Origin of the sequence: Flavobacterium reichenbachii (genome assembly GCF_002217435.1) — a bacterium.
Classification (GTDB): domain Bacteria; phylum Bacteroidota; class Bacteroidia; order Flavobacteriales; family Flavobacteriaceae; genus Flavobacterium; species Flavobacterium reichenbachii.
In genome coordinates this window covers 380,326-405,971 of the sequence record NZ_MUHF01000019.1, presented here as the reverse complement: position 1 = coordinate 405,971, position 25,646 = coordinate 380,326, and the positions used below count along the sequence as shown (strand labels likewise).

The following is a 25,646-nucleotide window of genomic DNA, read 5'->3' as shown; positions in this document are numbered from 1 at the left end:
AATCTTGATAAAATCTCTAAAAAAACAATATAAATATCTAAAAAACATCACCTTTCAGATATTTAGAATAAAACATAAAGTATGAAAATTTTAAAAACAGTATTTATTATCTTATTATTCTGCGCTTCCGCGAAAGCGCAAATCCAAAAAGTAGAACCGCCATTTTGGTACGCCGGAATGAAAAATCCGGAACTGCAGATCCTGTTCTACGGAAAAAATATTGCACAATACGAAGCTTCGGTTTCGAATAATGTTGTGATTAAAAACGTAGAAAAAACAGAAAATCCAAATTACCTTTTTGTAACAATTGATACGCAAAATCTAAAAGCTTCCGAATTAGTTTTTTCTTTCAAAAACAATAACAAAGTTGCTTTTACGCAGAAATATTCGCTTAAAGAAAGAAGAGCCAATTCGGCCGATAGAAAAAGTTACGATGCCTCGGATATGATTTACCTAATCATGCCGGATCGTTTTGCAAACGGAAATCCGAAAAATGACAGCAATGCTTCTTTAACTGAAAAAGGAAATCGTGCAGAACCAGGCGGACGTCACGGCGGCGATATCGAAGGAATTATTAAGAACTTAGATTATATTTCGTCTCTTGGTGCCACAACAATTTGGAGCACGCCTTTATGCGAAGATAACGACAAACAACATTCGTATCATGGTTACGGACAATCTGATGTTTACAAAATAGATCCGCGTTACGGAACCAATGACGATTACGTTCGCCTTTCTACGGAAATGCATAAAAAGAACATGAAACTGGTTATGGATTACGTAACCAATCACTGGGGAATTACGCATTGGATGATTCAGGATTTACCAACAAAATCATGGATCAATCAATTCGAAAATTATACACAAACACACCACAGACGCGAGGTTATTACAGACATTCACGCTTCAAAATTAGATCAGGAAGTTTGTGTTGACGGCTGGTTTGTTCCTTCAATGCCGGATTTGAATTTGAGAAATCCTCTAGTGGCAAAATATCTGACTCAAAATGCAATTTGGTGGATTGAATTTGCCAATCTTGACGGATTTAGAGTCGATACTTATAATTATTCTGATGCGGCTGCAATGTCAAATTGGGCAAAAGCAATTACAACTGAATATCCAAACTTTAATATTGTGGGTGAAATCTGGATGCACAATCAGGCGAATTTAGCGTATTGGCAAAAAGACAGCAAAATTGGTGCGATTGAAAACTACAATTCGAATCTGCCAAGTGTAATGGATTTTACTTTGCAAGATCAAATTGGTTCTGCTTTTAATGACGATAATCCAACTTGGGATAACGGAATGATTAAATTCTACAATAATTTTGCTTTAGATTATTTATATCCGAACCCAAACAACATTCTGGTCTTTGCCGAAAATCATGATACAGACCGCATCAATCATACTTACAAATATGATTTTACAAAATACAAATTGGTGATGACATTGATGGCAACCGTTCGTGGAATTCCGCAATTATATTACGGTTCAGAAATTGGAATGGGCGGAGATAAAGGCAAAAGTGGAGATGCAGACATTCGTCAGGATTTCCCCGGCGGATGGGCAGGCGATAAAAATAATGCCTTAACTACAGCAGGAAGAACAGCTGAACAAGCAAAATTCTTCGATTTTACTTCAAAAATATTCAATTGGAGAAAATCGAATGAAGCAGTTCATTTCGGGAAAATGACACATTATATTCCGGAAAACAACACTTATGTTTATTTCAGATATACCGATGCTAAAACCGTAATGGTTGTTTTCAATAACAATGCAAAAGAACAGGTTGTAAAAACCAATCGTTTTAAAGAAAACATCAAAAACTTTAAAAAAGGAAAAGATGTTTTAACTGGAAAAATATTCAATATTTCTTCTGAAATTACTTTAGAGCCAAAATCGGCTTTGGTTTTAGAATTGGAATAGAAATATAGCAAATGTTAGACGCACTGCGGTGCGCCTCTACTTTACATCACTTACACGTAGAGGCACACCGCAGTGCGTCTACACAAAGATTTTCCGCCACAAATTCCACGAATTTCCACGAATTAATTAATCAGATTTAAATTCGGGAAAATTCGGGAAATTCGTGGCGGAACCTTTTATTATAAATCTTCGTTAAATTTGAAATAAACAACAAAATAAACTTTCCTTTCTCTATCTTTAATACTAATAATCATGAGTTGTTAAAACTCAAAATCAGTTTTAATGAATATTGAAAATACTTCGAAAACACCTTTCGTTTGGGAAGGAGCAAATATATATTTTTTACTTACCGATCGTTTTTATAACGGAAATCCTTCAAACGACATCAATTTTAATCGAACCAAAACGCCAGGAAAATTGCGCGGTTTTGAAGGCGGCGACATCATCGGAATTATTAAAAAAATCGACGAAGGTTATTTTGATCAATTAGGGATAAATGCCATTTGGCTTACGCCGATTGTCGAGCAGATTCACGATAGTGTTGACGAAGGAACTGGTCTTACTTACGGTTATCATGGTTATTGGGCAAGAGACTGGACCGCTTTAGATCCAAACTTTGGCACAAAAGAAGACTTAGGTAATTTGGTTAAAAAAGCACACGAAAGAGGCATCCGAATCATTCTGGACGGCGTGATAAATCATACTGGGCCTGTAACTCCAGAAGATCCTATTTGGCCGCAAGACTGGGTTAGAACCGGCGTTGTCTGCGATTACAAATCATTCGAAAATACCACAATGTGCACGTTGGTAGACAATCTTCCAGACGTTAGAACCGAAAGCAATCAGGAAGTGGAATTACCTTCTTTTTTAATCGAAAAATGGAAAAATGAAGGTCGTTACGATAAAGAAATTGCTTCTCTCGATGAATTCTTCAAAAGAACAAAATATCCCAGAACGCCAAAATATTACATCATAAAATGGCTCACAGATTACATTTTAGAATTCGGAATTGATGCTTACAGAGCCGATACCGTAAAACATACCGAAGAAAATGTATGGGGAGATTTTAAAAAAGAATGTGATTATGCTTTTGAAACCTGGAAAAAACACCATCCTTTACAAGTTCTCGATCAAAATCCGTTTTATACGATTGCCGAAGTTTACGGTTACGGAATCAGTGGCGGGCTAGATTATGATTTTGGAGATCGAAAAGTAAATTATTTTCAGAATGGTTTCAATAATATGATCAATTTTGAATTTAAACTTGACGCTCAAAATGATTATGAATTGATTTTTTCGAAATATTCATCGAAACTTCAAAATGATTTAAAAGGGTATAGCATTCTAAATTACGTATCCTCACATGATGATCCTGAGCCTTTTGACGCGAATCGAAACCGAACATTTGAATCTGGAACTAAATTATTGCTTTCGCCTGGAATCTCGCAAGTATATTACGGTGATGAATCTGGTCGTTCCTTAAAAATCGAAGGTACAGAAGGCGATGCGACTTTACGATCTTTCATGAATTGGGAAGACATTCAGTCGAATCCTGAAACCCACAGAATTTTACTGCATTGGCAAAAACTAGGTCAATTTCGCAGAAATCATCCTGCAGTGGGCGCCGGAATTCACAATATGATTTCAGATAAACCCTATATATTTTCAAGAAAATTTCATAAAGAAATTTTTTCTGATGAAGTTATTGTTGGTTTAGATTTAGGAGTTGGAACAAAAGAACTTTTAGTAGAATCTGTTTTTGAAAATGGAACCAAACTAAAAGATGCTTTTTCAGGAACAGAAACTGAAGTTCAAAACGGAAAAGCAATAATCGATTCTGAATTCGGACTTGTTTTATTGGAACTTGCTTAATAGAAAAAAAGTCGCAAAGTTTGTTTCACGCAGATTTTGCAGATTTAAATTTTAAAATTCATCTGCGGAATCTGCTTAAATCTTTTTAAAATCTGCGTGAAACAAAAATCATTTTAATCTGTGTAATCTGTGGTTAACTTTTTTTTCTAATCCTTGCAACCTTTGCGTAAAACTTTGCGACCTTTGCGGTTAAACTTTTAGAAATGCTAAAAATAGCACATCGTGGTGCCAAAGCCTACGAACCAGAAAACACTTTAATAGCTTTTCAGAAAGCACTAGACTTAAATGCGGACGGAATCGAACTCGACGTTCACCTTAGTGCTGATGGACATATTATCGTAATTCACGACGAAACGATAGACAGAACAACTGACGGAAATGGTTTAGTGAATTCTTTTTCTTTATCTGAATTAAAATCATTTTTGATTGATGGGAAGTATAAAATTCCAACTCTAAATGAAGTTTTTGATTTGGTTGATAAAAAATGCCTGATTAATATCGAATTAAAAGGCTTAGGAACGGCCCGCAAAGTTGTTAAGATAATTGAAGAATATATTTCGGAAAAAAACTGGAATTACGAAGATTTCATTGTTTCTGGTTTCGATTGGAATATGTTAGAGGAAACTTCAAATTTAAATTCAAAAATCCCCATTGGTGTTTTAACAGAAGAAAATATAGCTGCCGCTTTGGCTTTCGCCGAAAATATAAAAGCAAAAGCCATTCATCCTGATTTTCATTTATTAAACAATGAAAATGTTCTGCAAATTCAAGAGAAAGGATTTATGGTTCTGCCTTGGACGATTAACTCAGAAGAAGACATTCAAAAAGTAAAAAGTTATAAAGTAGACGGAATTATCTCTGATAATCCAGATAAAATATAAAGTTTAAAATAGCAATAGATTAAACGATTTTTAAATCTGTGCGAAATAAAAATTTGTAGTAAAAAAAGAAGTCTTAGAATCTTTGTCAAAGTTTTAAACTTTGACAAAGATAAGTTCGCGAGTTTACAGATTTAAAAATCCTTTTAATCTGTGGCAAAAAAAATTAGTGCCAATTCGTGACCCGAGCGATAGCGAACAGGCGAAGCAAATTCGTGGCAAAAACTTGTGGCAAAAAAATAAAATATGATCAAAAATTTCGATATAATAATCGTTGGCGGAGGCGCTGCAGGTTTTTTTACAGCGATTAATATTGCAGAGAAAAATCCAAAACTGAAAATTGCCATTTTAGAAAGAGGAAAAGAAGTACTTTCTAAAGTTCGCGTTTCTGGTGGTGGAAGATGTAATGTAACGCACGCTTGTTTTGAACCAAACGAATTAGTAAAATTTTATCCACGCGGCGAAAAAGAACTTCGTGGACCTTTTCATCAGTTTTGTTCTGGCGATACTATTGAATGGTTTGAAAAACATGGTGTAGAATTAAAAATTGAAGACGACGGAAGAATGTTTCCTGTTTCAAATTCGTCACAAACTATAATCGATTGTTTTCTGGAAGCAACTGGAAAACTAGGTGTAAAAGTGTTGACTGGTCAAAGCGTTCAGTCGATTTTTAAGGCAGAAAATCATTGGAAAATTGACACTCAGGATGAAAATTACGCCACAGAAAAATTAGTTCTGGCAACAGGAAGTAATCCGAAAATTTGGGAAATGCTTCAGGAAAAAGGGCACGCCATTGTGAGTCCCGTTCCTTCTCTATTTACTTTCAACATCAAAGATTCTAGAATCAAAGAATTACCCGGTGTTGCGGCGCAAGTCACCGTAAATGTAAAAGATACCAAACTCGAATCGACCGGGCCTTTGTTAATCACGCATTGGGGAATGAGCGGCCCAGCGATATTAAAACTTTCTGCTTGGGGCGCACGCACTTTATTCGATAAAAATTATCAGTTTACAATTTTCATAAATTGGTTAAATGATGTCGATACCGAAGATGCCGAAAAAATCCTAAAAGATTTAAAACAAGAACACGCTAAAAAAGCAGTTTCCAAAAAATCACCGTTTGATTTTCCAAATCGTTTGTGGGAAAGTTTGGTTTTAGCCTCTGAAATCGAAGCAGAAACCAAATGGGCAGATTTGTCTAAAATTCAATTGCAGAATTTAGCTTCTCAATTAACAAAAGCCAAATTTCAGGTAAACGGAAAAAGTACTTTCAAAGAAGAATTTGTAACCGCAGGCGGCATCGATTTAAAAGAAATCAACTTTAAAACGATGGAAAGCAAATTGCATCAAAATCTTTATTTCGCTGGGGAAATCGTCAATATAGATGCCATTACGGGAGGATTTAATTTCCAAAATGCCTGGACAAGCGGGTTTATTTTGGCTAATAATATTTAAAATACAATGAAATTTAAAGGAATTATTTTTGATTTAGACGGAACATTGGTAAATTCATTGGAAGACATTTCAGACGCCATGAACACTGTTCTTAAAGGTTTAAATTACCCTACTCACACTTACGATACGTATCAATATTTTATTGGAAGCGGTTTACGAAATTTAGTAAGTAAAGCTTTGCCGGCTTCTGATAATAATGAAGAACAGATTGAAATATGTTTTGAATGCATGATCGAAACCTATCGCGAAGTTTGTACAATTAAAACAAAACCATACGAAGGCATTATAGAATTATTAGATAATTTGGCTTTACAAAATATTAAGCTGGCAGTCTTCTCTAATAAAGCAGATGAACTTACTAAAAAAATAGCATCAGAAATATTTCCTGATTATTTTGATGATGCAGTTGGTTTAAGTACCGAAGCTCTTAAAAAACCAAATCCGTTTGAAGCCATAGAAATAAGCAAAAAATGGAACTTAAAAACCGAAGAAATCCTTTTTGTGGGCGACTCTGATATCGATATGCAGACGGCAGTAAATGCTAATATGTTTCCGGTTGGGGTTTCTTGGGGATACAGAACCGAAGAGGAACTGAAAACAAGCGGTGCAAAAGTGGTTATTAACAATGCTTCAGAATTAATTGAAATACTGTAATCAAGTAGTTTTACTATAAGGATTCTTTTAAATACTTTTTCTATATTTGTTACTTTATATAAGTTACCCCTTACAAATATGAACTATATTTATTTATGAAAAAAATACTCTTGGCAACTGTTTTACTTTTTATGATATTTGCCTGCGATTCTAATGATTCTGAAAATCTCAAAGAAAACAAAATACTGCTAAAGACAAATGTTATCGACGCTGAGTATTGCAAAAAGACTGATCAATTAGTTTATATCTCATCGAATCCTGCGCAAGTAAACATTTTTAATTCCAATACTGAATCATTACAAAAAATTTCGCTGGCTTATGCCCCTACATGTATCTCCATTTCCCAAGATGGTAATACAGCTGTGGTAGGTCATGATGGCCACATCACACATGTTAATTTAAAAAATCCATCTATAATCCAAACCTATGATATTTCTTGTTCTGCACTTGATGTTGTTCTTGGAAATAATAGGTGGGCATACGTTTTTCCAGAAAAAGATCAATGGACGTATATAAAAAGTGTTAATATGAATTTAGAATATAATTATGAAATGCCCATAAGTATATATAATCAATTACACGCTGGAACTAAAGGAAGACTACATCCGTCAGGTAAGTATATTTATGCACAAAGTCCGTTATCAAGGGGTCAGATTCAACGCCTAACAATTAAAAATGGAAATATTGATGATCGATACGAATCTAACTTTGAAGAAGAAGACTACACTATTCCCAGTATATGGTTTTCAGAAGACGGGAATAGGCTTTTTACTAGAGAAAGAAGCGTGTTAAAGACCTCTGAAATTAATAATTTAGATGCTTTATATAATGGTAGAATTACTTCTGAAAACAATTATAAGATTGATTGGCTGGATCATTCCTCTTCAAAAGGAAAACTATATGTAATTTTTTCAAATGGTGATCGATGGAATCCGACTAAAATAAATAACATCTATGTTTTTAACGATTCAGATCTTAGTTATCTAAATAAATTTGATTTGGAAAAATATTCCAATCAAACAAAAAAAAACAGTGTAGAAACTTATGATGCTGTTCCTTATTTTGTTTTTAGCAGCTCAACTGGAAATCGATTATTTATAATAACAAAAGCATTTGATTCTGATTTAGCTAATGAATGGGCAATTCAAAAAATCAATATCAACTAATATCTTTTTTAATTAAAATCACTTAATATTCACATTTCCTTTTTAATTTAATATGAGAAAAATTCTATTAGCATTAATTACATTGTTAACGATTATTGGCTGTTCAAACAATGATTCGAATGAACAAAGCAAAGAGGCGAATTATTCGGTACCTGACACATTAAATTTTACTGTTTTCAATAACAAACTTGTTCTTAATATTGAAAATCAAGGTGAAACACTTTTAAATTATACGCTCTCAAGTTCAAAAAACTATGTAGCCATTTCTAAAAAAGAGGGCTCTATAACTTCTCTTAATCACGATGAAATTACGGTTACTGTTGATAAAAAAGACTTAGCAAATGGTAAATCTTATTCAAAATTATATCTAAATATCAATAATAAAAAAGATTCTATAGTTGTAAGTGTAACTAATTTTGTAGAACAGAAAGTAATTTTAAATTCTGATGTTGTCGATGCAGAGTTTTCTAAAGTTACCAATCAGCTTGTGTATGTGTCGGCAAGTCCTGCTGCAGTAAATATTCTGTCTACAAGTACAGGCTTAATTGAAAGTATACCTTTATTATACGCCCCTACATGCATCTCAATATCTCCTGATGGAAAAACAGCAGTTGCTGGGCATGACAAACATATTTCTTACATTAATTTAACCAGCAAAACTATTACCAAAACTTATCCTGCATCTTGTTATGCAAATGATATTGTACTTGGAAACAATAAATGGGCATATGTTTTCCCTGCAAAAGGTCAATCGACCTTTATAAGATCTATAAATTTAAGCTTGACAAATGATAATGAATATGAACATATTGGTGAAAAAATTTACGAAGGAAATAAAGCCCGATTGCATCCATCTGGAAAATATATATATGGTGCAGAAAATGGTATATCCCCAATGGATATAGAGAAATATGACATTCAAAATGGAAATGCCGAATATGGCTACGATTCCCCTTATCACGGAGATTATATTATGAACGGAAATCTGTGGTTTTCTGAAGATGGCAATAGGATATTTACCAATGGAAAAACTGTTTTTAAAACCTCCGAACTTAGAAGTCAGGATATGTTATATAACGGCACAATCAATACTGAAACGAACCCATACACACCTATTCAATGGTTAGATCATTCATCAATAAAAAACAATCTCTATCTATTACTTGTAGCTGATGATAATTGGAATCAAAAGAAACTTCCTAATATTTATGTTTATAATGACTCCAATCTTAGCTTTAAAAGCAAGATTCCGTTAGAGCAATTTCTTGTATCAAAAAGTGAATCAAATAAAGTATTTTATGATGCCGAACCATTTTTTGTCTTTAGTAATTCTGTCGGAAATAATCTATATGTAATTGTAAAAGCAACAGGAGCAGGTTTAGCCAAAGAATGGGCAATAGAAAAAATAGGTGTCAAATAATCTATTATCTCTATTATGAATGACAGAATAATATTCTTGATTACATAAACAAATCACAGCAATTGCCTCTTTTTCTGAAAATGAAATGGAGGCAATTGTTTATTGTTTTCAGTATGAAAAATTTGATACTCAACAAACTTTTATTATTAAATAACGAGTCCCGAAAACTTGCAATCAAATTATAATTAACAAGAATTTACATATTCGGTAAGTTTTCATTAAGACTATTCTAATAATTTTACTCTCAACTAATTAATTCTGTATGAGAGTAAAATTACTTACCACAATTTCTTTTTTCACGTATCAATTAAGTATTTCTCAAACAGAGAAGCTCCTTAAAGGAAAAGTACTCACTAATAATACTGCACTTAGTAAAGTTGAAGTCATAAATAAAACTGCCAAAACCAGCACTAGAACAAATGAATTGGGGGAATTTTTAATTTTAACAAAAGAGCAGGACAGTTTATTGTTTTTTTCAAAGCATTACTTATTTACAAGACTGAAGGTAACTTTGAAAGATCTGGAAAAAAACTATCTCATTGTTGAAATGAATCAAAAAGCCGAAGAATTGGAGAATGTCGTAGTTTCTAGATCTGTTTTTAATAAAACTGAACTTAAACAAATTGCCAATAATAAAGAAGAAATAAATAAAATCATCATCCGCAAGCAATTTGATGATGTTACTACAAAGGTTACTGTTTACGATGGTACAATTAAAAATGCTATAAATTTCAGTTACCCCATTTTTGATAAGCCGAAGAAAAAAATTGAGCCGCGTGACGACCGCTTTAAGAAACTTGCCATCGCTTCTTGTCCTTCAGATTTTTTTATCAAAAATTTAAAAATAAAACCCGAAGAAAAAGAAATTTTCTTAAACTTTTGCAATGCCGATCCAAAATCTAAAACACTTTTAGAAAAATCAAATGATTTGGAATTGATAGACTTTCTATATGCTAAAAATGAAGAATTTAAGAAATTTAAATAACATAAACACTTCAATATATCCATTATAGAATTAAACTTGAAACAAAGAAAAACCTGAAACCTGAAACAAAATTTTTACTTATTCAACCACCAAATACTAGCATTCAGAATTGCCGCAAACCCAACCCACGCTAAATAGGGAATCAATAGATAACCTGCAATTTTATTGATTTTTACGAATTTTAAATACGTTTCATAGATCATCAGCCATAAAAGCATAATTTCTACTAATGCTAACATCGGATTTTTTAATCCGAAGAATAAATATGACCAAATTGCATTTAATATTAATTGAATTAAAAAGAAAAGCAATGCCTTTTTAACTTCTTCGTTTTGTTCTTTTATTTTATCCCAAACCAATCCCGCGGCAACAGCCATAAAAATGTAAAGCAAAGTCCAAACCGGCATAAAAATCCAATTCGGCGGATTAAAAAATGGTTTTTCAATTGTTGGATACCAGCTTTCCACACTTGGTCTTGTTACCATACTGGCAGAATATCCTACTGCTAAACAAACGATTAAAGCAATTACGATTTTGACGAACTTGTTCATTTTATTAAATTTTGTAGTCAAAAATAGTCAAAAAGAAAGTTTTAAACCATATAAGTTATACAAGTTCATTTTAGTAAAAGCTGCTTATAATTTCTTATATAACTTATATGATGAAAAAGCTATCTTTGCCAAAATTTATAATTCATGTTTACAGCAGCTGATTTTATTCCAAATCCATATACTTCAACAATAGAAAACGGAAACTTTGAGTGGAGCGCTCCCAGCAATATTGCATTAGTAAAATACTGGGGGAAAAAAGACAACCAGATTCCGGCAAATCCTTCTGTAAGTTTTACTCTAAACAATTGCAAAACGATTACTAAATTAGGTTTTGAAAAAAGAGCAAACCAAAATTCTTTTTCTTTTGATTTACTTTTTGAAGGAAAACCAAAAGAAGATTTTAAACCAAAAATTCAGAAATTTTTAGAAAGAATTGAAGTTTATCTCCCGTTTCTGAAGGATTATCATTTTACGATTGACACGCAGAATACATTTCCGCACAGTTCAGGAATTGCTTCTTCGGCTTCTGGAATGGCGGCGTTGGCAATGAATTTTATGAGTTTGGAAAAACTACTAAATCCTGAAATGACTGAGGATTATTTTTATCAAAAAGCATCATTTTTAGCGCGTTTAGGTTCTGGAAGTGCCTGCCGAAGCGTAAAAGGAAATGTTGTAGTTTGGGGAAATCAAGCGAATATTGAAGGCAGCACCGATTTATTTGGAGTTGAATTTCCTTATTCAATTCACAAAAATTTCAAGAATTATCAGGATACTATTTTATTAGTCGATAAAGGTGAAAAACAAGTTTCAAGCACAGTCGGACATGATTTAATGCACAATCATCCTTATGCAGAAAGACGTTTTGCTCAGGCTCATGAAAATTTAGATAAACTAATTGCGATTTTTGAAAACGGAGATTTAGAAGAATTCATTAAAGTTGTAGAAAGTGAAGCTTTGACATTACACGCCATGATGATGACCTCGATGCCGTATTTTATTTTGATGAGACCAAATACGCTGCAGATCATAAACGCAATCTGGAAATTTAGACAAGAAACTCAAATTCCCGTTTGTTTTACGCTGGACGCCGGTGCCAATGTGCATGTCCTTTATCCCGAAAACGTTAGCGTGAAAGTATTACAATTTATTCAAGACGAATTAGTTGTATTTTGTCAGAATCGTCAGTATATTTGCGACCAAATTGGAGACGGCTCAATTGCATTGTAATTTTTCGTATCTTTAATTAAAATTTTGATTATGAACATTCAATTAGAAAAACTTGAGTTGATAAAAAAATTAGTAGAAACTGAAGATCCTACTATTATAGATTCTATCAAGGAAATTTTTTCGAAAAAGAATAAAGATTGGTGGGATGATTTGACTGATGAGCAAAAAGAAGATATTGCTCAAAGTGAATTAGAATTTGAAAGAGGAGAATTTACAAGTTATGAAGATGTGATGAAAAAATACAGTTAGTGAATCTCAAAGTAAATTTTTCAAAAACAGCTGAAAAGAATTTAGATGACGTTTTAAATTTTATTGAAGCCAAATGGTCAAAAAAATCGAAAGAGTTATATTTAGTGAAATTTCAAAAAGCAGTTTCAATAATAAGTATGAATCCTGAAATTTTCCCTAAATCATCAGTAAATAAAAAATATCGAAAATGTGTTATAACAAAACAATCAACTCTATTGTATAGTTTTGGTTCAAATGAAATTAGAATTCACACCATTTTCGACACAAGACAAGACCCAAATAAAATTAAGAAAGACATAAAACAAACATGAAAGGACCATTATTTTACTCAAAAATATTACTCTTTGGAGAATACGGAATCATTCGTGACTCTAAAGGACTTTCTATTCCTTATAATTTTTACAATGGTGCTTTAAAAAAGTCTGAAGATCCTTCTGCTGAAGCTATAGCATCAAATGCAAGTTTAAAACGTTACACCACTTATCTTGAAACCTTACAGACAGAACAGCCCGATTTGGTTGCTTTTGATTTGGAAAGTTTAAAAAATGATGTTGATTCTGGAATGTATTTCGATTCAAGTATTCCGCAAGGATACGGTGTCGGAAGCAGCGGTGCTCTTGTTGCAGCTATTTACGACAAATATGCAGCACATAAAATTACCGTTTTAGAGAATTTAACGCGCGAAAAACTATTACAATTAAAAAATATATTTTCTCAAATGGAGAGTTTTTTCCACGGAAAAAGTTCTGGTTTAGACCCTTTAAACAGTTATTTGAGTATTCCGATTTTAATTAATTCTAAAGATAATATTGAAGCAACAGGAATTCCGACTCAAAGTTTTGATGGAAAAGGTGCTGTATTTTTATTAGATTCTGGAATTGTAGGCGAAACGGCTCCGATGGTGAACATCTTCATGGAAAACCTAAAAGACAAAGGTTTCCGTGCGATGCTTAAAAACCAATTTGTGAAATATACAGACGCCTGCGTAGACAACTTTCTGCACGGCGACATGAAATCTTTGTTTACCAATACTAAAAAGCTTTCTAAAGTTGTTTTGAATAACTTTAAACCCATGATTCCAGAACAATTTCACGGAATCTGGCAAAACGGAATTGACACAAATGATTATTATTTAAAACTTTGTGGTTCTGGTGGCGGCGGTTATATTCTTGGTTTTACTGAAGATTTAGAACGCGCAAAAGCTTCCTTAAAAGATTACAAATTAGAGGTTGTTTATCAGTTCTAAATTCAAAACCTCTATAAAAAATCTGGGCTTATTGAATATTCTTTTCTAAAATTATTTACTATAAAAAGTTATTTATTATGAAAAGTATTTTAAAAATAATCAAAGCAACTTTTTTAGGAGGAATTCTTTTTTTAGCACCGCTGATTTTACTGATTGTTATTTTTGAAAAAGGATTTACTCTGATACAAAAAATAACGGTTCCGCTGGTTAGTCATTTACCAAGAGTACATTTTTTAGGATTAGCACTTCAGGAACTGATTGGAATTTTAATTATAATTATTATTTGCCTTATTGCCGGGTTATTGGGCAGAACAGCAAAAGCACAAAAACTGATTCAGAAATTAGAAAACGGAATTTTAAGCTTTATCCCCGGATATTCTTTTATAAAAAAAACGAATGAAAATATCATGGGTTTTGAATCGAATGAAGATTTAAAAGTCGTTTTAGTTCCTACAGATGCCGGATGGCAATTTGCTTTTTTAATAGAACAGATTAACGAAAACAACTTTTCAGTTTTTATTCCGGATGCGCCAAATCCGTGGAGCGGTTCTGTTTGTTTTGTTGAAAAGAAAGATATAAAAGAAATTGGGATTACTCAAAAAGAAGCTTTGGCTTGTATCAGAAAATTAGGTTACGGCTCTAAAGAATTGTTAAAAAATAAACTCTAAACCTTTACAATCAAAAAATATCCTTTAACTTTCCCTATTAAATCAACCACAACTTATAATTTATGTTAAGCAGACAGCACAAACTTTTAGTAATGAAAATTGTTAGTTTGTTTTCTGTGGTACGCGGGTATAACATACCTATTATAATTCTGGCGCAGTATTTATCGGCTATTTTTATCCTGGCACCAGAAAAAAGGGCGCTTGATATATTGCTGGATTTTTATTTATTTTTGATCGTTTTTGCTTCGGCAGTTACGATTGCTTCAGGTTATATCATCAATAATTTTTACGACAGCCAGAAAGATTTAATCAATCGTCCAAACAAATCGATGCTGGATCGATTGGTGAGTCAGAAAACCAAATTAACGGTTTATTTCAGTTTAAATTTTCTCGCGGTTCTAATGGCTTCCATTGTTTCTTGGCGTGCTTTTTTATTCTTTTCTGCTTATATATTTCTGATTTGGTTTTACTCTCATAAAATAAAGAAGTATCCCATTGTTGGCAATTTAACAGCTGCATTTATGGCTGTAATTCCATTTTTTGCAATTTTATTGTATTTCTACAATTCCATTTCTTTTGAAGAAATTGAAAACCACAGAAGTCATTTTGCGGTAATATCTGCACATGCCATGTTTTTATTTTTATTGCTTTTGATTCGCGAGATGATAAAGGATTTGGAGAATCTAAAAGGTGATCTTGCAAATAATTATCGAACCATTCCGATTATTTACAACGAAAAGGTTTCAAAACAAACTATTACAATTTTGACGTTTTTAACGGTATTTCCGGTTTATGTTTTGGTAGATGTTTATGATGTAGGCTATATGGATATTTACTTTTATGCCTGTTTTATCATTTTACTTTTTTTTCTGCTGTATTTATGGAGATCCAATTCTAAAGGACAATTTTTATTGTTGCATAATCTTTTGAAATTTTTGATTGTTTCCGGCGTTTTCTGCATTGTCTTAATTAATCCTAGTGTTTTGTGGCATGGACGGGAGTTACTTTCTCAGTATTAAAAAGTTATTTTAAAATATTTAAAAGAAGCCAATTGTTTGAAAACAGCCCCGATAGCGTGGAAATCCTTTTATTTTTTTTTCGTCAAAAAATAAAAGATTGGAACAAAAGCGGGAATTCTGCCTAAAAAAAGCCAATTGTGATGCTCCTGATCGTCTTAAAATTAATCGCTATCAATCTAAGAACATTGAACTTACGATTATTAGCAGGAAAAAACTATCTTTGCACAAATTACAGAATTTATGAACAATAAGGAAGGCAATAATAAAAGAGGCGGATCGAGACCAAATAGTTCAAGATCAAACTCCAGCAAGCCAAAACCTCCTATGGCAAAACGCGCTCAAGGGCCAAAAAAAGTGAAACCAGCTGTTAAGGCAGCCGAGGAAGAAGCTGCGCAAAAAATTAAGAAACAAAATCAGGCGCCAAAAAGACAAAAGGCTTCAGACGAAATACGTTTGAATAAATACATCTCTAATTCTGGTGTTTGTTCGCGTCGTGATGCAGATATATATATCCAGTCTGGAAATGTTAAAGTAAATGGCGTTCCAGTTACCGAAATGGGATATCTAGTAAAATTGAATGATGTTATTAATTTTGACGGTGTTGTGCTAACGCCTGAGAAGAAAGAATACATCTTGCTGAATAAACCTAAAAACTTTACTACTGCTCTGGATGAAGGTCAGGAGTTTCGTAATGTTTTAGAATTAGTTCGTGGTTCTACTACATCCAAAATTGGTCCTGTAGGCAGAATGGACAAAAATACAACTGGTTTGTTATTGTTTACAAACGATACAGATATGATTCGAAAATTTACTTTACCGAATCAGAAATCATCTAAAATATATCAGGTTTCTTTGGATAAAAATCTAAAATTTGAAGATTTAGAAAAAATCAGCAAAGGTTTAGTTCTTGATGGACACCGCGTTTTTGTTGAAGAAATAAGCTACATTGAGAAAGAAGCTAAAAGTGAAGTCGGCTTAAAATTACGATCTTCAAATGTAAAAGTAGTACGTGCTATTTTTGAACACTTTGACTATGATGTTTTACGTATTGATCGTGTTGCATTTGCGGGTTTAACCAAAAAGAATTTACCTAGAGGCAACTGGCGTTTTCTAACTGATCAAGAAATTATCAATTTGAAAAATGCATAAAAATGCTATTCAAATTAATTTAAATTTAAATCCTGTTTTTTTTTAAAAGCGGGATTTTTTTTTTAGAAGCTAAAAAAATTATGTCCAAATAAAGTAAAAATTGATCTTCCGATAGATTGGTTTTTATCTTCTACTGTTTCGTAACATGAAAAACCTAGTATAATCTTGATTCCTGGAGGAATACTATTTAAAACATCTCTTTTTTGATCTTCCAAAAGAAGTTTTAAACTTTTTAAAAGTGCTGTGTTGTTTTTAAGATAAGAAACAACTAATAAGGCTGAGAAGTTAAGTATCTCTCTGGCTGTTTCGCTTTTGATTCCCACTTCGTTTGAAATCATTTCGGAAATTCTGCCTTTTTTGTTTGAAAAAATTTCTTTCAGTAAAGCGTTTCCTTCTATGCGATAACAATCATCTACTGATAAAATTCTTCCTGAAGTAAAATCTACTTCCTGATAAAAAGTTGATTCGGCGTTGACCAATGAAATAAGTTCTTTATAAAAGCCAGAATCATCGGCTTTATTGTAAAGTCCCATTAAAATTGTGCCTATTGATACATCAATTCCTTTTATTAAAAGCGCATCATTTTCAAAATAAAATTTATTTAACTTGGAGACAACATTAGAAGATATAAAACGTCTAAGTTCAATTTGTAGGTTTGGGGTCATACTTTTAACTTATTAAATTATTTAAATCCGTTCAAAATAATCGATAAAGTGAGGCTTTTTATCGTTAATCAGGATAAAAATATAAAATAAATTAACATTTCCAAAAGATAAGTTAAAATTTTGCGGGGTCATTTAGAGCATTTAAAACATAAAAATCGTTTGGAGCCAATAAACATAACCCTTTAGTTATCAAATCAAAATAAAATTATTTTTAAAAATATTTCAACTTTTCTTAAAAAATAAGAAAAATAAGAAAAAACAAAAATAATTGTTACATAATTAAAATAATATTTTTCGATATTCCCATGTGATACTTATAAAAATACCAAGAAAAATAATACAAAACATAAAATTTATAAAGCTTGATGCTAAAAAACCAAGCAATGATCCGGTAGCAGCTTTTAGCGCGCGTTTGTGGTTTTGTGAATCGTAAATCAATTCTCCAACAAAAGCTCCAACAAATGGCCCAATGATTACACCAAAAGGAATAGGAGCAATAATACCTATTATTAAACCAATATTAGTTCCCCAAACCCCATAAGAACTTCCGCCAAATTTCTTTGTACCCTTTGCTGGAATTATATAATCTAAAACAGTGATAATTATGGTAATAACAAGAGTTATTCCTAAAACCCAATAATTATTTTCGACTGCTTTTGTTAGATACAACAGTAATAATCCGACCCAGCAGCTGGATAAGCCCGGCAGTACCGGCAGAAAACTGCCAAATACGCCAACAATCATACAAACAAAACCTAAAAGCAACAGTAATGAATCCATATATTTTGTAATTTTGCACTTACAAATAAGTCAGTAACTTAATCATGTATAGTGTTTTGCAATTTTTTCGTTTTTCTCTTCTGATCTTCCTGATCAGCAGTTTTTCTTTTGCCCAAAATAAAAAACTTTCTCTTGATGATCAACTGCTTCAAGACAGCATTTATAAAAGTAATAAGAAAAAGGTTTTAAATTTTTCTATGAAAGACTTTGACACACTTTTCTTTGAATATTTTAATCGCAAAAATGATCTAAATATTACTTTTACTAAAACCGAGTTTTATAATTATACTGTTCAAATCGCCGCATTTTCGGATCGATTGTCGACGTTATATCCCAATCAAAAAGAAGTTGCTGCACAGAATAAAGAAAAATGGCTTTCTGAAAGTTATGAAGATTATCTGGAATACAAAGCTTCTCAAAAAAAATAATCGTATTTTTATACCACAGTTCACTTTTAATCCAAAATCATAGTCTTGAAGTACTTATCTATCCTTTTAATTTTTCTGTTTTTAAATTCTTGTCAATATTTTGATAAGAAAGTTCCGTCTGAAAAAGAATTACTGCAAAAAGAATTGAAATCTATAAATTGGAAAGAAGTTGATGAATATCCAAGTGTTGCAGACTGCGAAAAAGTAGCCGATAAAAAACTTCGCCAGCAATGTTTTTTTCAGTTTATGACATCACTTATCCAGCAAAAACTAGATATTGATACACTGTCTATTATGTACCCGGAACTGGATACTATTTCTGTAAAAGTAACTGTTTTTCCAAACGCTGCGTTAAAATTTGAACCACAGTTCCCTAGTGATTCTGTTGCGTACAACACTATAAAAATTGATAGCGTGCTGCGCGCTCGTTTGGTAGATTTTCCAAAAGTAAATCCTGCTATAAAACGCGGTATTCCTGTAAAAACGCAATTTATTCTTCCTGTAATTATAAAATCTAAAAAAATAAAATAAGCAGTCTTTGCTTATTTTGAAAACCTGCGATTCTTCCATTCATAAGAGCCAAACAAACTGTAGATGGCCACAGTTGAACTAAAAAAGGGATACAGCAGACTGCTTAAAAGCAAACTTTTAATTGGTGTTTTTGTTAAGAATTTATTTGTGATATAAAGCAGTACAAAGTCTGTTATAAACTTTAGAAAGAAAAGCAAAACCAAAAATGCCCAAGGCCAAATTCTAAAAATTACGAATACAAAACCGAATACAATATCCAGGTTTCCGATCAAGACAATAAATCCTAAAATTTTTCCGAAAAGACTTTGGTAAGAACCTGTTTTAGCCGCCCAGCGAACGCGTTGATAAAACAATGATTTCCAATCTTGTGTTGGTTTTGTGCTTACAATTGCTTCTTCAGATTTTAGATATAAAACTTTATTGGAGTGTAATTTTACAGCTTTTTGGAGTAAAAAAACGTCGTCTCCGCTTGCAATATTATTATTATTCTCAAAACCATTTATTTCTTCAAAAAATGATTTCTTATATGCAAAATTAGCTCCGTTGCACATAAAAGCTTTTTTGATTCCAAAACTTCCTATTGTTGCTCCCTGAAGACTTATAAGATCCAATTGCTGAAAATGATGCAGGAAAGAATTCTCACATTCGTAAGTTACCGCTCCGGCAAGCATCCAGATATTATTTTCCTGAATGTAATTATCAAATGTAAGCAGCCAATTTACAGATACTACACAATCTGCATCTGTTGTGATAACCCAATCGGTTTTTACCTCTTTCATTGCGGTCGAAATCGCATCTTTTTTTGGTGAATTGGACCTGCGAATATTGTCGATCTGTGAAACTTGAAATGTAAAATGTGGAATATGAAATTTTTCATTTGATGAATCATCAACTAAAATAACTTCAAATAAATCATTTGGATAATTTAAGTTAGAAAAACTTTCTAAAAGACGCGGCAGATTCTCTGCTTCATTTCTAAACGGAACTATAACTGTAAAGCTTGTCTTTGGTTTTAAATTGGTTTTATGATATTTTTTTACTTTAAAAAAACCATAACTAAGCAACCCAATTGTAATGATGTAAATACTTAATATGATGAATATTGCAAAACTCATTTTACAGTCTCAGCTTTAAAATTCAACACATAATAACTGCCAAAAATTACGGGTAAAACTACATTTAAGAACCACATTAAGGTCGAAATAAAAACAACAATCCATTCGTTTACGCCAAGTATTCCGAAGAAATAAATAGCAACACTTCCTTTTACAGCAAAATCCAAAAACTGAAAAGTCGGCAGTGACGAAGCCAAAAAGTAAACCGAAGTAATGGCGGCCATTAAAGTTAAATAAGGCAGATCGACATCAAAAGCTAAAAACAAAAAATAATATTGATGTGAGAAAACAAGATAACGGCAGATTCCTAAAAAGATGTTCTTTTGATGAATTGGCTTTGGAATTTCATTGATTTTATGAATCAGTTTTTCAATTGAATATCCTTTTATTTTTATCTTTTTAACTGAAAATAATAAGATCAGAAGGAATACAAAACCGCCAAATAAAATCAAAACCTTTTCTCCGGTAATAACATTATATACTGTATTGAAATACAAAAGACCAAAAACCCCAAAAATGATAGTGAGAATCATTTGGATTCCGTTGCAGATTAAGTTTAAGAAGACCACTTTTTTAGCATCAGATTTTGGATAATAAAGTGCTTTTCCGGCATATTCTCCTACTCCGTTTGGTGTAAAAATTCCGGCTGTTAAAGCTGCTAAAACTTGTTTTGTGGCTTCACTTAAAGAAATTTCCTGAATTACTTTTACTAAATTCTTCCATTTCAAAATTTCGAAATATCGGTTTAAAACACTCAAAAGCAAAATAAACCCAATTCCTAAAACAGACTGGTTTTTGCGAAATAAGCTTATAAACTTCTGCCAGTCTAGTTTGTCGTTGTTGGCCAGCTGATCGTAAATAAAATAAAACGCACCGACAACAATCAAAAGTTTGATTAGGAGAACAAGGAATTGCTTAGCTTTGTGAGGAATTGAAATCATGCCGCAAAAGTAATCAATTTGAAAATGTGGCAATTTGAAAATGAGAAAATGAAATGTTAGAATCTATAAATAAAAATCGCAATTTAATTAGCGCTCTGGTTAACCATCATTTTTGTATAGAAAATGTAACTAAAAGTTCAGTATTAGAAGTTTTAAAAGTATCAAATACTGAAGTTCTAGAATTTGATGAAAAATTTGACTGGTCCTTTTTATCTGATGAAAACTCTAATAATACCACAAAACCATTTCTGTTATTTACTGAAATAAATGAATGGAGTTATTTAATATGGAACGTTTGGGATTTTGAAGAAACAAAACAAATGGCTTTGTTTCTTTCTAAAGAACTTAACACAAAGGTTTATTATTTTTTCGTAGATCCTTGGATAGCTACTTGTAGATGGGTTTTAGCAGATAAAGGAAATCTTTTGGCATCATATTATGAAAGTCACGGTAAAATTTTAAATAACGATGGAAATTCTGAAATTGGAAATATATTAAAAAAAGAAGATTATTTCGAAGATAAATTTTGGAATTTATACAACAGTATTTGTCAATCAATAGAAATACTGAATAAACAACAAAATGTAATATTAACAAAGGGTTATCTAAGCCGATAAACTTCAAACTTGAAACAAAAAACCACTTGACAAAAGAACGCATCATATTAGGTATTGACCCAGGAACTACAATTATGGGTTTTGGATTGATCAAAGTCATCAATAAAAAAATGGAATTTTTGCAGCTGAATGAATTGCAATTGTCCAAATACGATAATCATTATCAAAAACTAAAAATCATTTTTGAAAGAACAATAGAATTAATCGAAACGCATCATCCGGACGAAATTGCGATTGAAGCGCCTTTCTTTGGCAAAAACGTACAGTCGATGTTAAAATTAGGCCGCGCACAAGGCGTTGCTATGGCAGCGGGACTTTCGAGAGATATTCCGATTACGGAATACGAACCAAAAAAAATAAAAATGGCCATTACCGGAAACGGGAATGCGAGTAAAGAACAGGTTGCAAAAATGCTCCAACAGCTTTTAGGTCTAAAAGAACTGCCTAAAAATCTGGATTCAACAGATGGTTTGGCGGCTGCGGTTTGTCATTTCTTTAATTCAGGAAAAATAGTAGCTGGAAAAAGTTATTCTGGCTGGGATGCTTTTGTGAAACAAAATGAAGACAAAATTAGAAAATAAATAACTCCCATAAACCCCATTTTAAAAATCATTAACCAATGACAAAAATTAAACCTGTTTTATTTTTATTACTCTCTACTTTTATTTTTTCATGTTCTTCTGAGACTGAAACAGAAACTCCAAAAGTAGAATACACACTTAGTTATGACGACAAACCCCTTATTATTTCAGATTTAGAAGCCACAAGAGATGGAGACTTTTTTTCGATACATCAAATAGACTTCGCTCAAAATTTATCTCTTCCTGCGAGCGCACCCACTTTTTACTTTCATAAGGACGGAACTTTATTAGGCGCTTCAATTCAGGATTATAAAACAAAAGAAATCCTTTCTTCTCCATTTTATTTTTCAAAAGATCATTTCGCCTTTCAAATTGAAAAACTTGATGAAGCAAATAAAACAGTAAGCATAAAATTTAATGGCAATGTGTACGAGCATTACTGGGACCAGATTTATCAATTTAATAAAAAATTAAGCGGTACAATATCTATTCCTTATACAGAAAAGAATCCTATCAATTCTAAAAAAACTTATGGAACGACAATGAAGGTTAATGGCCAGAATTGGAGAGGATCTGGGTATATCTGGACGCATGTATTTAGTGAAAAAAGCCATATTTTAAAAATTAGCGGCGACAACGAATACAGTATTACTATTGTTTTTCCTAAAGGAAGTTTAAAAATTGGCAAATATTCTTTTACTAAGAATTCAGACATTTATAAAGATTACACTGTTACTTTATTCAAATACGCGAAAAACAATATAGGTCCAGACGATTATTTTATTGGCCCGAAAGAATTTGTTACCACAGGAGAACTAGAAATTACAGATATAAAAGGCGGCAGTTATATTGCAGGTACTTTTTCACTTAAAGCTGTTAATCCAGAAACAAATGAAAATGTAACTGTATCTGATGGCGTTTTTAAAGAAAATCGAGATTTAGACTAATGTCAGGGATTTACATTCACATACCATTTTGCAAACAGGCTTGCCATTACTGCGACTTTCATTTTTCTACTTCAATGAAAAAGAAAGACGAGATGGTTTTGGCTTTAGCCAAAGAAATTGCTTTGCGCAAAAATGAGTTTGAGAATGATCCCGAATTCTCAGAAGTTGAAACCATATATTTTGGCGGAGGAACTCCATCTGTTTTAAGTAATGATCAAATCAACTTTCTAATTTCAGAAGTTTACAAAAATTATAATGTTGCGGAAAATCCTGAAATTACACTAGAAGCAAATCCGGATGATTTGTCTTCAGATCGAATTCTGGAATTATCCAAAAGCCCAATAAACCGCTTGAGCATTGGGATTCAGTCTTTTTATGAAGAAGATTTAAAGCTGATGAACCGTGCTCACAATTCGGCGGAAGCTAAAAAATGTCTGGAAGAGGCAACAAAATATTTTGATAATATTTCGCTTGATTTGATTTACGGAATTCCGGGAATGAGCGACGAGATGTGGAAACAAAACATACAAACTGCTTTGAACTTTGGGATTCCGCATATTTCGAGTTATGCTCTGACAGTGGAACCAAAAACGGCTTTAAGAAAACTTATTGACACCGGAAAAATTGCTGAACCTCAAGACGACGCAGCTTCAAACCACTTTCTGATTTTGGTTGAAATGCTGCAGCAAAATGGATTTATTCATTACGAATTATCGAATTTTGGAAAAGAGAATTATTTCTCGAAGAATAATTCGGCGTATTGGCTGGGTAAAAAATACATCGGAATCGGACCTTCTGCACACAGTTATGACGGAGAAAAAAGAGGCTGGAATATTGCCAATAATTCTCTTTATTTAAAATCAATTCAAGAGAATAAATTACCAATAGAAACTGAAATCCTGACAAAATCTGATCGTTATAATGAATATATTATGACGGGATTACGAACAATTTGGGGCGTTTCTCTAGAAAGAATCGAAAATGAATTTGGACAGGAATATTTGAATTATCTGAAAAAACAAATTCAGAAATTCTTAAATGACGATTTGCTTTCTATTGAAAATAACATTCTAAAACCCACTCCGAAAGGAAAATTTTTAACGGATGGAATTGCGAGTGATTTGTTTTATTTAGATTCTGAAGTTTAGTTTAACCGCAAAGTTCGCTAAGATTTACGCAATGACCGCTATTTTTATTTACAAGAATAAACCTATAAATATGTATTTAAAACAGTAGATTTGAGTTTTTAATTTTAGTTAATTACTCATGTCAGAAAATGAATTATCCCAAATTGTATTTAATTGTGCTTTAAAAGTTCACAAAACTTTAGGACCTGGACTTCTAGAAAGTGCTTACGAAGAATGTCTTTTTTATGAATTAAAAAAGCTTGGCTTATCGATCGAAAAACAAAAAGCTTTACCTTTAATTTACGAAGAAGTAAAATTAGATATTGGGTATCGATTAGATATTTTAGTAGAAAATAAACTAATTTTGGAGATAAAAGCTGTAGATTGTTTAAATGAAGTTCACTTTGCTCAGCTATTGACTTATTTAAAATTAACAAATTGCAAACTAGGTTTATTGATAAACTTTAATGTCTCTTTAATAAAGAATGGAATCAAAAGAATAGCAAACAATCTTTAAAAATTCTGGCGCCCTTTGCGTAAATCCTAGCGAACCTTGCGGTTAAATAAACATGATAGCAAAAATCAATAAATATCAAATCGACTTATCAAAACCTATTGATATCTCCATTCCGTTAACCAATACAGACGAAAACCCGATTGCGTGGTATATTGAAAAACCAATTATTGAACCTGTAGTTTTTGGCGACTGGATCGGAAAAGTTTCGGAGGGAAAATCATCTACAAATTTTAATAATATTTTCTTTAATCCGCACGGGCACGGTACACATACAGAGTGCTTAGGACATATTACGAATGATTTTTACAGCATTAATCAATCTTTAAAAGAGTTCTTCTTTTTTGCAAAATTAATTACAGTTGAACCCGAAAAGATTGGAGAGGATTTCGTTATTACCAAAAATCAAATTTCAGCTTTGCTAAATGAAAAAACCGAAGCTTTAATTATAAGAACACTGCCTAATCAGAAAGACAAAAAATCACGTAAATATTCAAATACAAATCCGCCTTATCTGGCTGAAGATGCTGCAATTTTCATCCGCGAAAGCGAAATTCAGCATTTATTAATCGATCTTCCAAGTGTAGACAGAGAACACGACGAAGGAAAATTATTAGCGCATAAAGCTTTTTGGAATGTAAAAGACACGCTTCATTTAAATCCTGACGCGCGATTAAGTGCAACCATTACCGAGATGATTTATGTTCCGGAAGAAATTGAAGATGCAGATTACATACTAAATCTTCAAATTGCTTCGTTTGAAAATGATGCCAGTCCAAGCAAACCTATCTTATATAAGATTTAATGAGATTGCCACTAATTACACTAATTTTTGCGAATTTCTTTTTTTGCCAAATATTAAAGGATCAAAAATGATTTAATCTGTGAGAATCTCTTTAATCTGGGGCAAAAAAAATTAGTGTAAATTCGTGTAA

At 32.2% G+C, this 25,646-nt stretch carries 28 protein-coding genes; 23 read left to right on the top strand and 5 right to left on the bottom strand.

Going from position 1 to position 25,646, the window contains the following annotated elements:
• Nucleotides 1-81 precede the first annotated feature (81 nt).
• From B0A68_RS16930 to B0A68_RS16895, 8 genes are all read left to right on the top strand, one after another.
• Nucleotides 82-1,926: a glycoside hydrolase family 13 protein gene (locus B0A68_RS16930; RefSeq protein WP_035686281.1), complete on the top strand. Its 1,845-nt coding sequence runs from the start codon at nucleotides 82-84 to the stop codon at nucleotides 1,924-1,926.
• A gap of 282 nt (nucleotides 1,927-2,208) precedes the next feature.
• Complete coding sequence (locus tag B0A68_RS16925) at nucleotides 2,209-3,798, top strand: alpha-amylase family glycosyl hydrolase (RefSeq protein WP_165571345.1); 1,590 nt, start codon at nucleotides 2,209-2,211, stop codon at nucleotides 3,796-3,798.
• A 203-nt stretch (nucleotides 3,799-4,001) separates the two neighbouring features.
• Nucleotides 4,002-4,679: a glycerophosphodiester phosphodiesterase gene (locus B0A68_RS16920; RefSeq protein ID WP_035686284.1), complete on the top strand. Its 678-nt coding sequence runs from the start codon at nucleotides 4,002-4,004 to the stop codon at nucleotides 4,677-4,679.
• Nucleotides 4,680-4,922: 243 nt separating this feature from the next.
• Nucleotides 4,923-6,131 (top strand): BaiN/RdsA family NAD(P)/FAD-dependent oxidoreductase, encoded by a 1,209-nt coding sequence (locus B0A68_RS16915; RefSeq protein WP_035686285.1) that lies wholly within the window; start codon nucleotides 4,923-4,925, stop codon nucleotides 6,129-6,131.
• A gap of 6 nt (nucleotides 6,132-6,137) precedes the next feature.
• Complete coding sequence (locus B0A68_RS16910; protein ID WP_035686287.1) at nucleotides 6,138-6,785, top strand: HAD family hydrolase; 648 nt, start codon at nucleotides 6,138-6,140, stop codon at nucleotides 6,783-6,785.
• A gap of 95 nt (nucleotides 6,786-6,880) precedes the next feature.
• Nucleotides 6,881-7,951, top strand: a complete 1,071-nt coding sequence (locus B0A68_RS16905) for a hypothetical protein (RefSeq protein WP_035686290.1) — start codon at nucleotides 6,881-6,883, stop codon at nucleotides 7,949-7,951.
• Nucleotides 7,952-8,003: 52 nt separating this feature from the next.
• Complete coding sequence (locus B0A68_RS16900) at nucleotides 8,004-9,371, top strand: YncE family protein (protein ID WP_051892693.1); 1,368 nt, start codon at nucleotides 8,004-8,006, stop codon at nucleotides 9,369-9,371.
• Between the two features lie 262 nt (nucleotides 9,372-9,633).
• Nucleotides 9,634-10,356 carry a hypothetical protein gene (locus B0A68_RS16895; protein WP_035686293.1) on the top strand — a complete coding sequence of 241 codons (723 nt, stop codon included), beginning with the start codon at nucleotides 9,634-9,636 and terminating at the stop codon, nucleotides 10,354-10,356.
• A gap of 74 nt (nucleotides 10,357-10,430) precedes the next feature.
• On the opposite strand, the gene B0A68_RS16890 is transcribed toward B0A68_RS16895, so the two are convergent.
• A complete protein-coding gene (locus B0A68_RS16890; RefSeq protein WP_035686296.1) occupies nucleotides 10,431-10,907 on the bottom strand; it encodes a TspO/MBR family protein in 477 nt (158 codons plus the stop codon).
• A gap of 144 nt (nucleotides 10,908-11,051) precedes the next feature.
• Between B0A68_RS16890 and B0A68_RS16885 the strand changes: the two genes are divergently transcribed.
• The 7 genes from B0A68_RS16885 to B0A68_RS16855 all read left to right on the top strand — a co-directional run bounded on the left by B0A68_RS16885 (nucleotide 11,052) and on the right by B0A68_RS16855 (nucleotide 16,465).
• On the top strand, nucleotides 11,052-12,134 hold the full coding sequence (locus B0A68_RS16885) for a diphosphomevalonate/mevalonate 3,5-bisphosphate decarboxylase family protein (protein ID WP_035686298.1): 1,083 nt from the start codon (nucleotides 11,052-11,054) through the stop codon (nucleotides 12,132-12,134).
• 30 nt (nucleotides 12,135-12,164) lie between these two features.
• Nucleotides 12,165-12,383 carry a hypothetical protein gene (locus B0A68_RS16880; protein WP_035686301.1) on the top strand — a complete coding sequence of 73 codons (219 nt, stop codon included), beginning with the start codon at nucleotides 12,165-12,167 and terminating at the stop codon, nucleotides 12,381-12,383.
• On the top strand, nucleotides 12,383-12,694 hold the full coding sequence (locus B0A68_RS16875) for a type II toxin-antitoxin system RelE/ParE family toxin (protein WP_035686303.1): 312 nt from the start codon (nucleotides 12,383-12,385) through the stop codon (nucleotides 12,692-12,694). The genes B0A68_RS16880 and B0A68_RS16875 overlap by 1 nt, the downstream gene beginning before the upstream one ends.
• Nucleotides 12,691-13,629 carry a mevalonate kinase family protein gene (locus B0A68_RS16870; RefSeq protein WP_035686306.1) on the top strand — a complete coding sequence of 313 codons (939 nt, stop codon included), beginning with the start codon at nucleotides 12,691-12,693 and terminating at the stop codon, nucleotides 13,627-13,629. Before B0A68_RS16875 ends, B0A68_RS16870 begins: the two co-directional genes overlap by 4 nt.
• Before the next feature lie 77 nt (nucleotides 13,630-13,706).
• Nucleotides 13,707-14,297: a DUF502 domain-containing protein gene (locus B0A68_RS16865; RefSeq protein WP_035686309.1), complete on the top strand. Its 591-nt coding sequence runs from the start codon at nucleotides 13,707-13,709 to the stop codon at nucleotides 14,295-14,297.
• A 62-nt stretch (nucleotides 14,298-14,359) separates the two neighbouring features.
• Nucleotides 14,360-15,316: a geranylgeranylglycerol-phosphate geranylgeranyltransferase gene (locus B0A68_RS16860; protein ID WP_035686312.1), complete on the top strand. Its 957-nt coding sequence runs from the start codon at nucleotides 14,360-14,362 to the stop codon at nucleotides 15,314-15,316.
• Between the two features lie 240 nt (nucleotides 15,317-15,556).
• Nucleotides 15,557-16,465 carry a pseudouridine synthase gene (locus B0A68_RS16855; protein ID WP_035686315.1) on the top strand — a complete coding sequence of 303 codons (909 nt, stop codon included), beginning with the start codon at nucleotides 15,557-15,559 and terminating at the stop codon, nucleotides 16,463-16,465.
• Nucleotides 16,466-16,527: 62 nt separating this feature from the next.
• Here B0A68_RS16855 and B0A68_RS16850 read toward each other — a convergent pair whose 3' ends face one another.
• Complete coding sequence (locus B0A68_RS16850) at nucleotides 16,528-17,130, bottom strand: DUF937 domain-containing protein (RefSeq protein WP_035686317.1); 603 nt, start codon at nucleotides 17,128-17,130, stop codon at nucleotides 16,528-16,530.
• A gap of 279 nt (nucleotides 17,131-17,409) precedes the next feature.
• The gene (locus B0A68_RS16845; protein ID WP_035686321.1) at nucleotides 17,410-17,910 is read right to left on the bottom strand and encodes a DUF456 domain-containing protein; all 501 of its coding nucleotides are present in this window, start codon (nucleotides 17,908-17,910) and stop codon (nucleotides 17,410-17,412) included.
• Between the two features lie 197 nt (nucleotides 17,911-18,107).
• Here B0A68_RS16845 and B0A68_RS24355 point away from each other — a divergent pair, with 197 nt between their 5' ends.
• Nucleotides 18,108-18,338: a hypothetical protein gene (locus B0A68_RS24355; RefSeq protein WP_123947520.1), complete on the top strand. Its 231-nt coding sequence runs from the start codon at nucleotides 18,108-18,110 to the stop codon at nucleotides 18,336-18,338.
• A gap of 45 nt (nucleotides 18,339-18,383) precedes the next feature.
• Complete coding sequence (locus tag B0A68_RS16835; protein ID WP_035686327.1) at nucleotides 18,384-18,869, top strand: hypothetical protein; 486 nt, start codon at nucleotides 18,384-18,386, stop codon at nucleotides 18,867-18,869.
• A gap of 11 nt (nucleotides 18,870-18,880) precedes the next feature.
• On the opposite strand, the gene B0A68_RS16830 is transcribed toward B0A68_RS16835, so the two are convergent.
• Together B0A68_RS16830 and B0A68_RS16825 are read right to left on the bottom strand one after the other, a co-directional pair.
• Nucleotides 18,881-19,984 (bottom strand): glycosyltransferase family 2 protein, encoded by a 1,104-nt coding sequence (locus tag B0A68_RS16830; protein ID WP_035686331.1) that lies wholly within the window; start codon nucleotides 19,982-19,984, stop codon nucleotides 18,881-18,883.
• Nucleotides 19,981-20,925, bottom strand: a complete 945-nt coding sequence (locus tag B0A68_RS16825) for a lysylphosphatidylglycerol synthase transmembrane domain-containing protein (RefSeq protein ID WP_035686334.1) — start codon at nucleotides 20,923-20,925, stop codon at nucleotides 19,981-19,983. The genes B0A68_RS16830 and B0A68_RS16825 overlap by 4 nt, the downstream gene beginning before the upstream one ends.
• Nucleotides 20,926-20,978: 53 nt before the next feature.
• On the opposite strand from B0A68_RS16825, the gene B0A68_RS16820 reads away from it, so the two are divergent.
• The 6 genes from B0A68_RS16820 (at nucleotide 20,979) to B0A68_RS16795 (ending at nucleotide 25,516) form a co-directional block, all read left to right on the top strand.
• Entirely contained in the window at nucleotides 20,979-21,542 is a 564-nt protein-coding gene (locus B0A68_RS16820; RefSeq protein WP_035686337.1) for a hypothetical protein, read from the top strand.
• A 26-nt stretch (nucleotides 21,543-21,568) separates the two neighbouring features.
• The gene (ruvC, locus tag B0A68_RS16815; RefSeq protein WP_035686340.1) at nucleotides 21,569-22,123 is read left to right on the top strand and encodes a crossover junction endodeoxyribonuclease RuvC; all 555 of its coding nucleotides are present in this window, start codon (nucleotides 21,569-21,571) and stop codon (nucleotides 22,121-22,123) included.
• A 38-nt stretch (nucleotides 22,124-22,161) separates the two neighbouring features.
• On the top strand, nucleotides 22,162-23,070 hold the full coding sequence (locus tag B0A68_RS16810) for a DUF6252 family protein (protein WP_035686343.1): 909 nt from the start codon (nucleotides 22,162-22,164) through the stop codon (nucleotides 23,068-23,070).
• Complete coding sequence (gene hemW / locus B0A68_RS16805) at nucleotides 23,070-24,218, top strand: radical SAM family heme chaperone HemW (protein WP_035686346.1); 1,149 nt, start codon at nucleotides 23,070-23,072, stop codon at nucleotides 24,216-24,218. The genes B0A68_RS16810 and hemW overlap by 1 nt, the downstream gene beginning before the upstream one ends.
• A gap of 118 nt (nucleotides 24,219-24,336) precedes the next feature.
• Complete coding sequence (locus B0A68_RS16800; RefSeq protein ID WP_035686348.1) at nucleotides 24,337-24,714, top strand: GxxExxY protein; 378 nt, start codon at nucleotides 24,337-24,339, stop codon at nucleotides 24,712-24,714.
• Between the two features lie 52 nt (nucleotides 24,715-24,766).
• Complete coding sequence (locus B0A68_RS16795; protein WP_035686351.1) at nucleotides 24,767-25,516, top strand: cyclase family protein; 750 nt, start codon at nucleotides 24,767-24,769, stop codon at nucleotides 25,514-25,516.
• The last annotated feature ends 130 nt before the right edge of the window (nucleotides 25,517-25,646 follow it).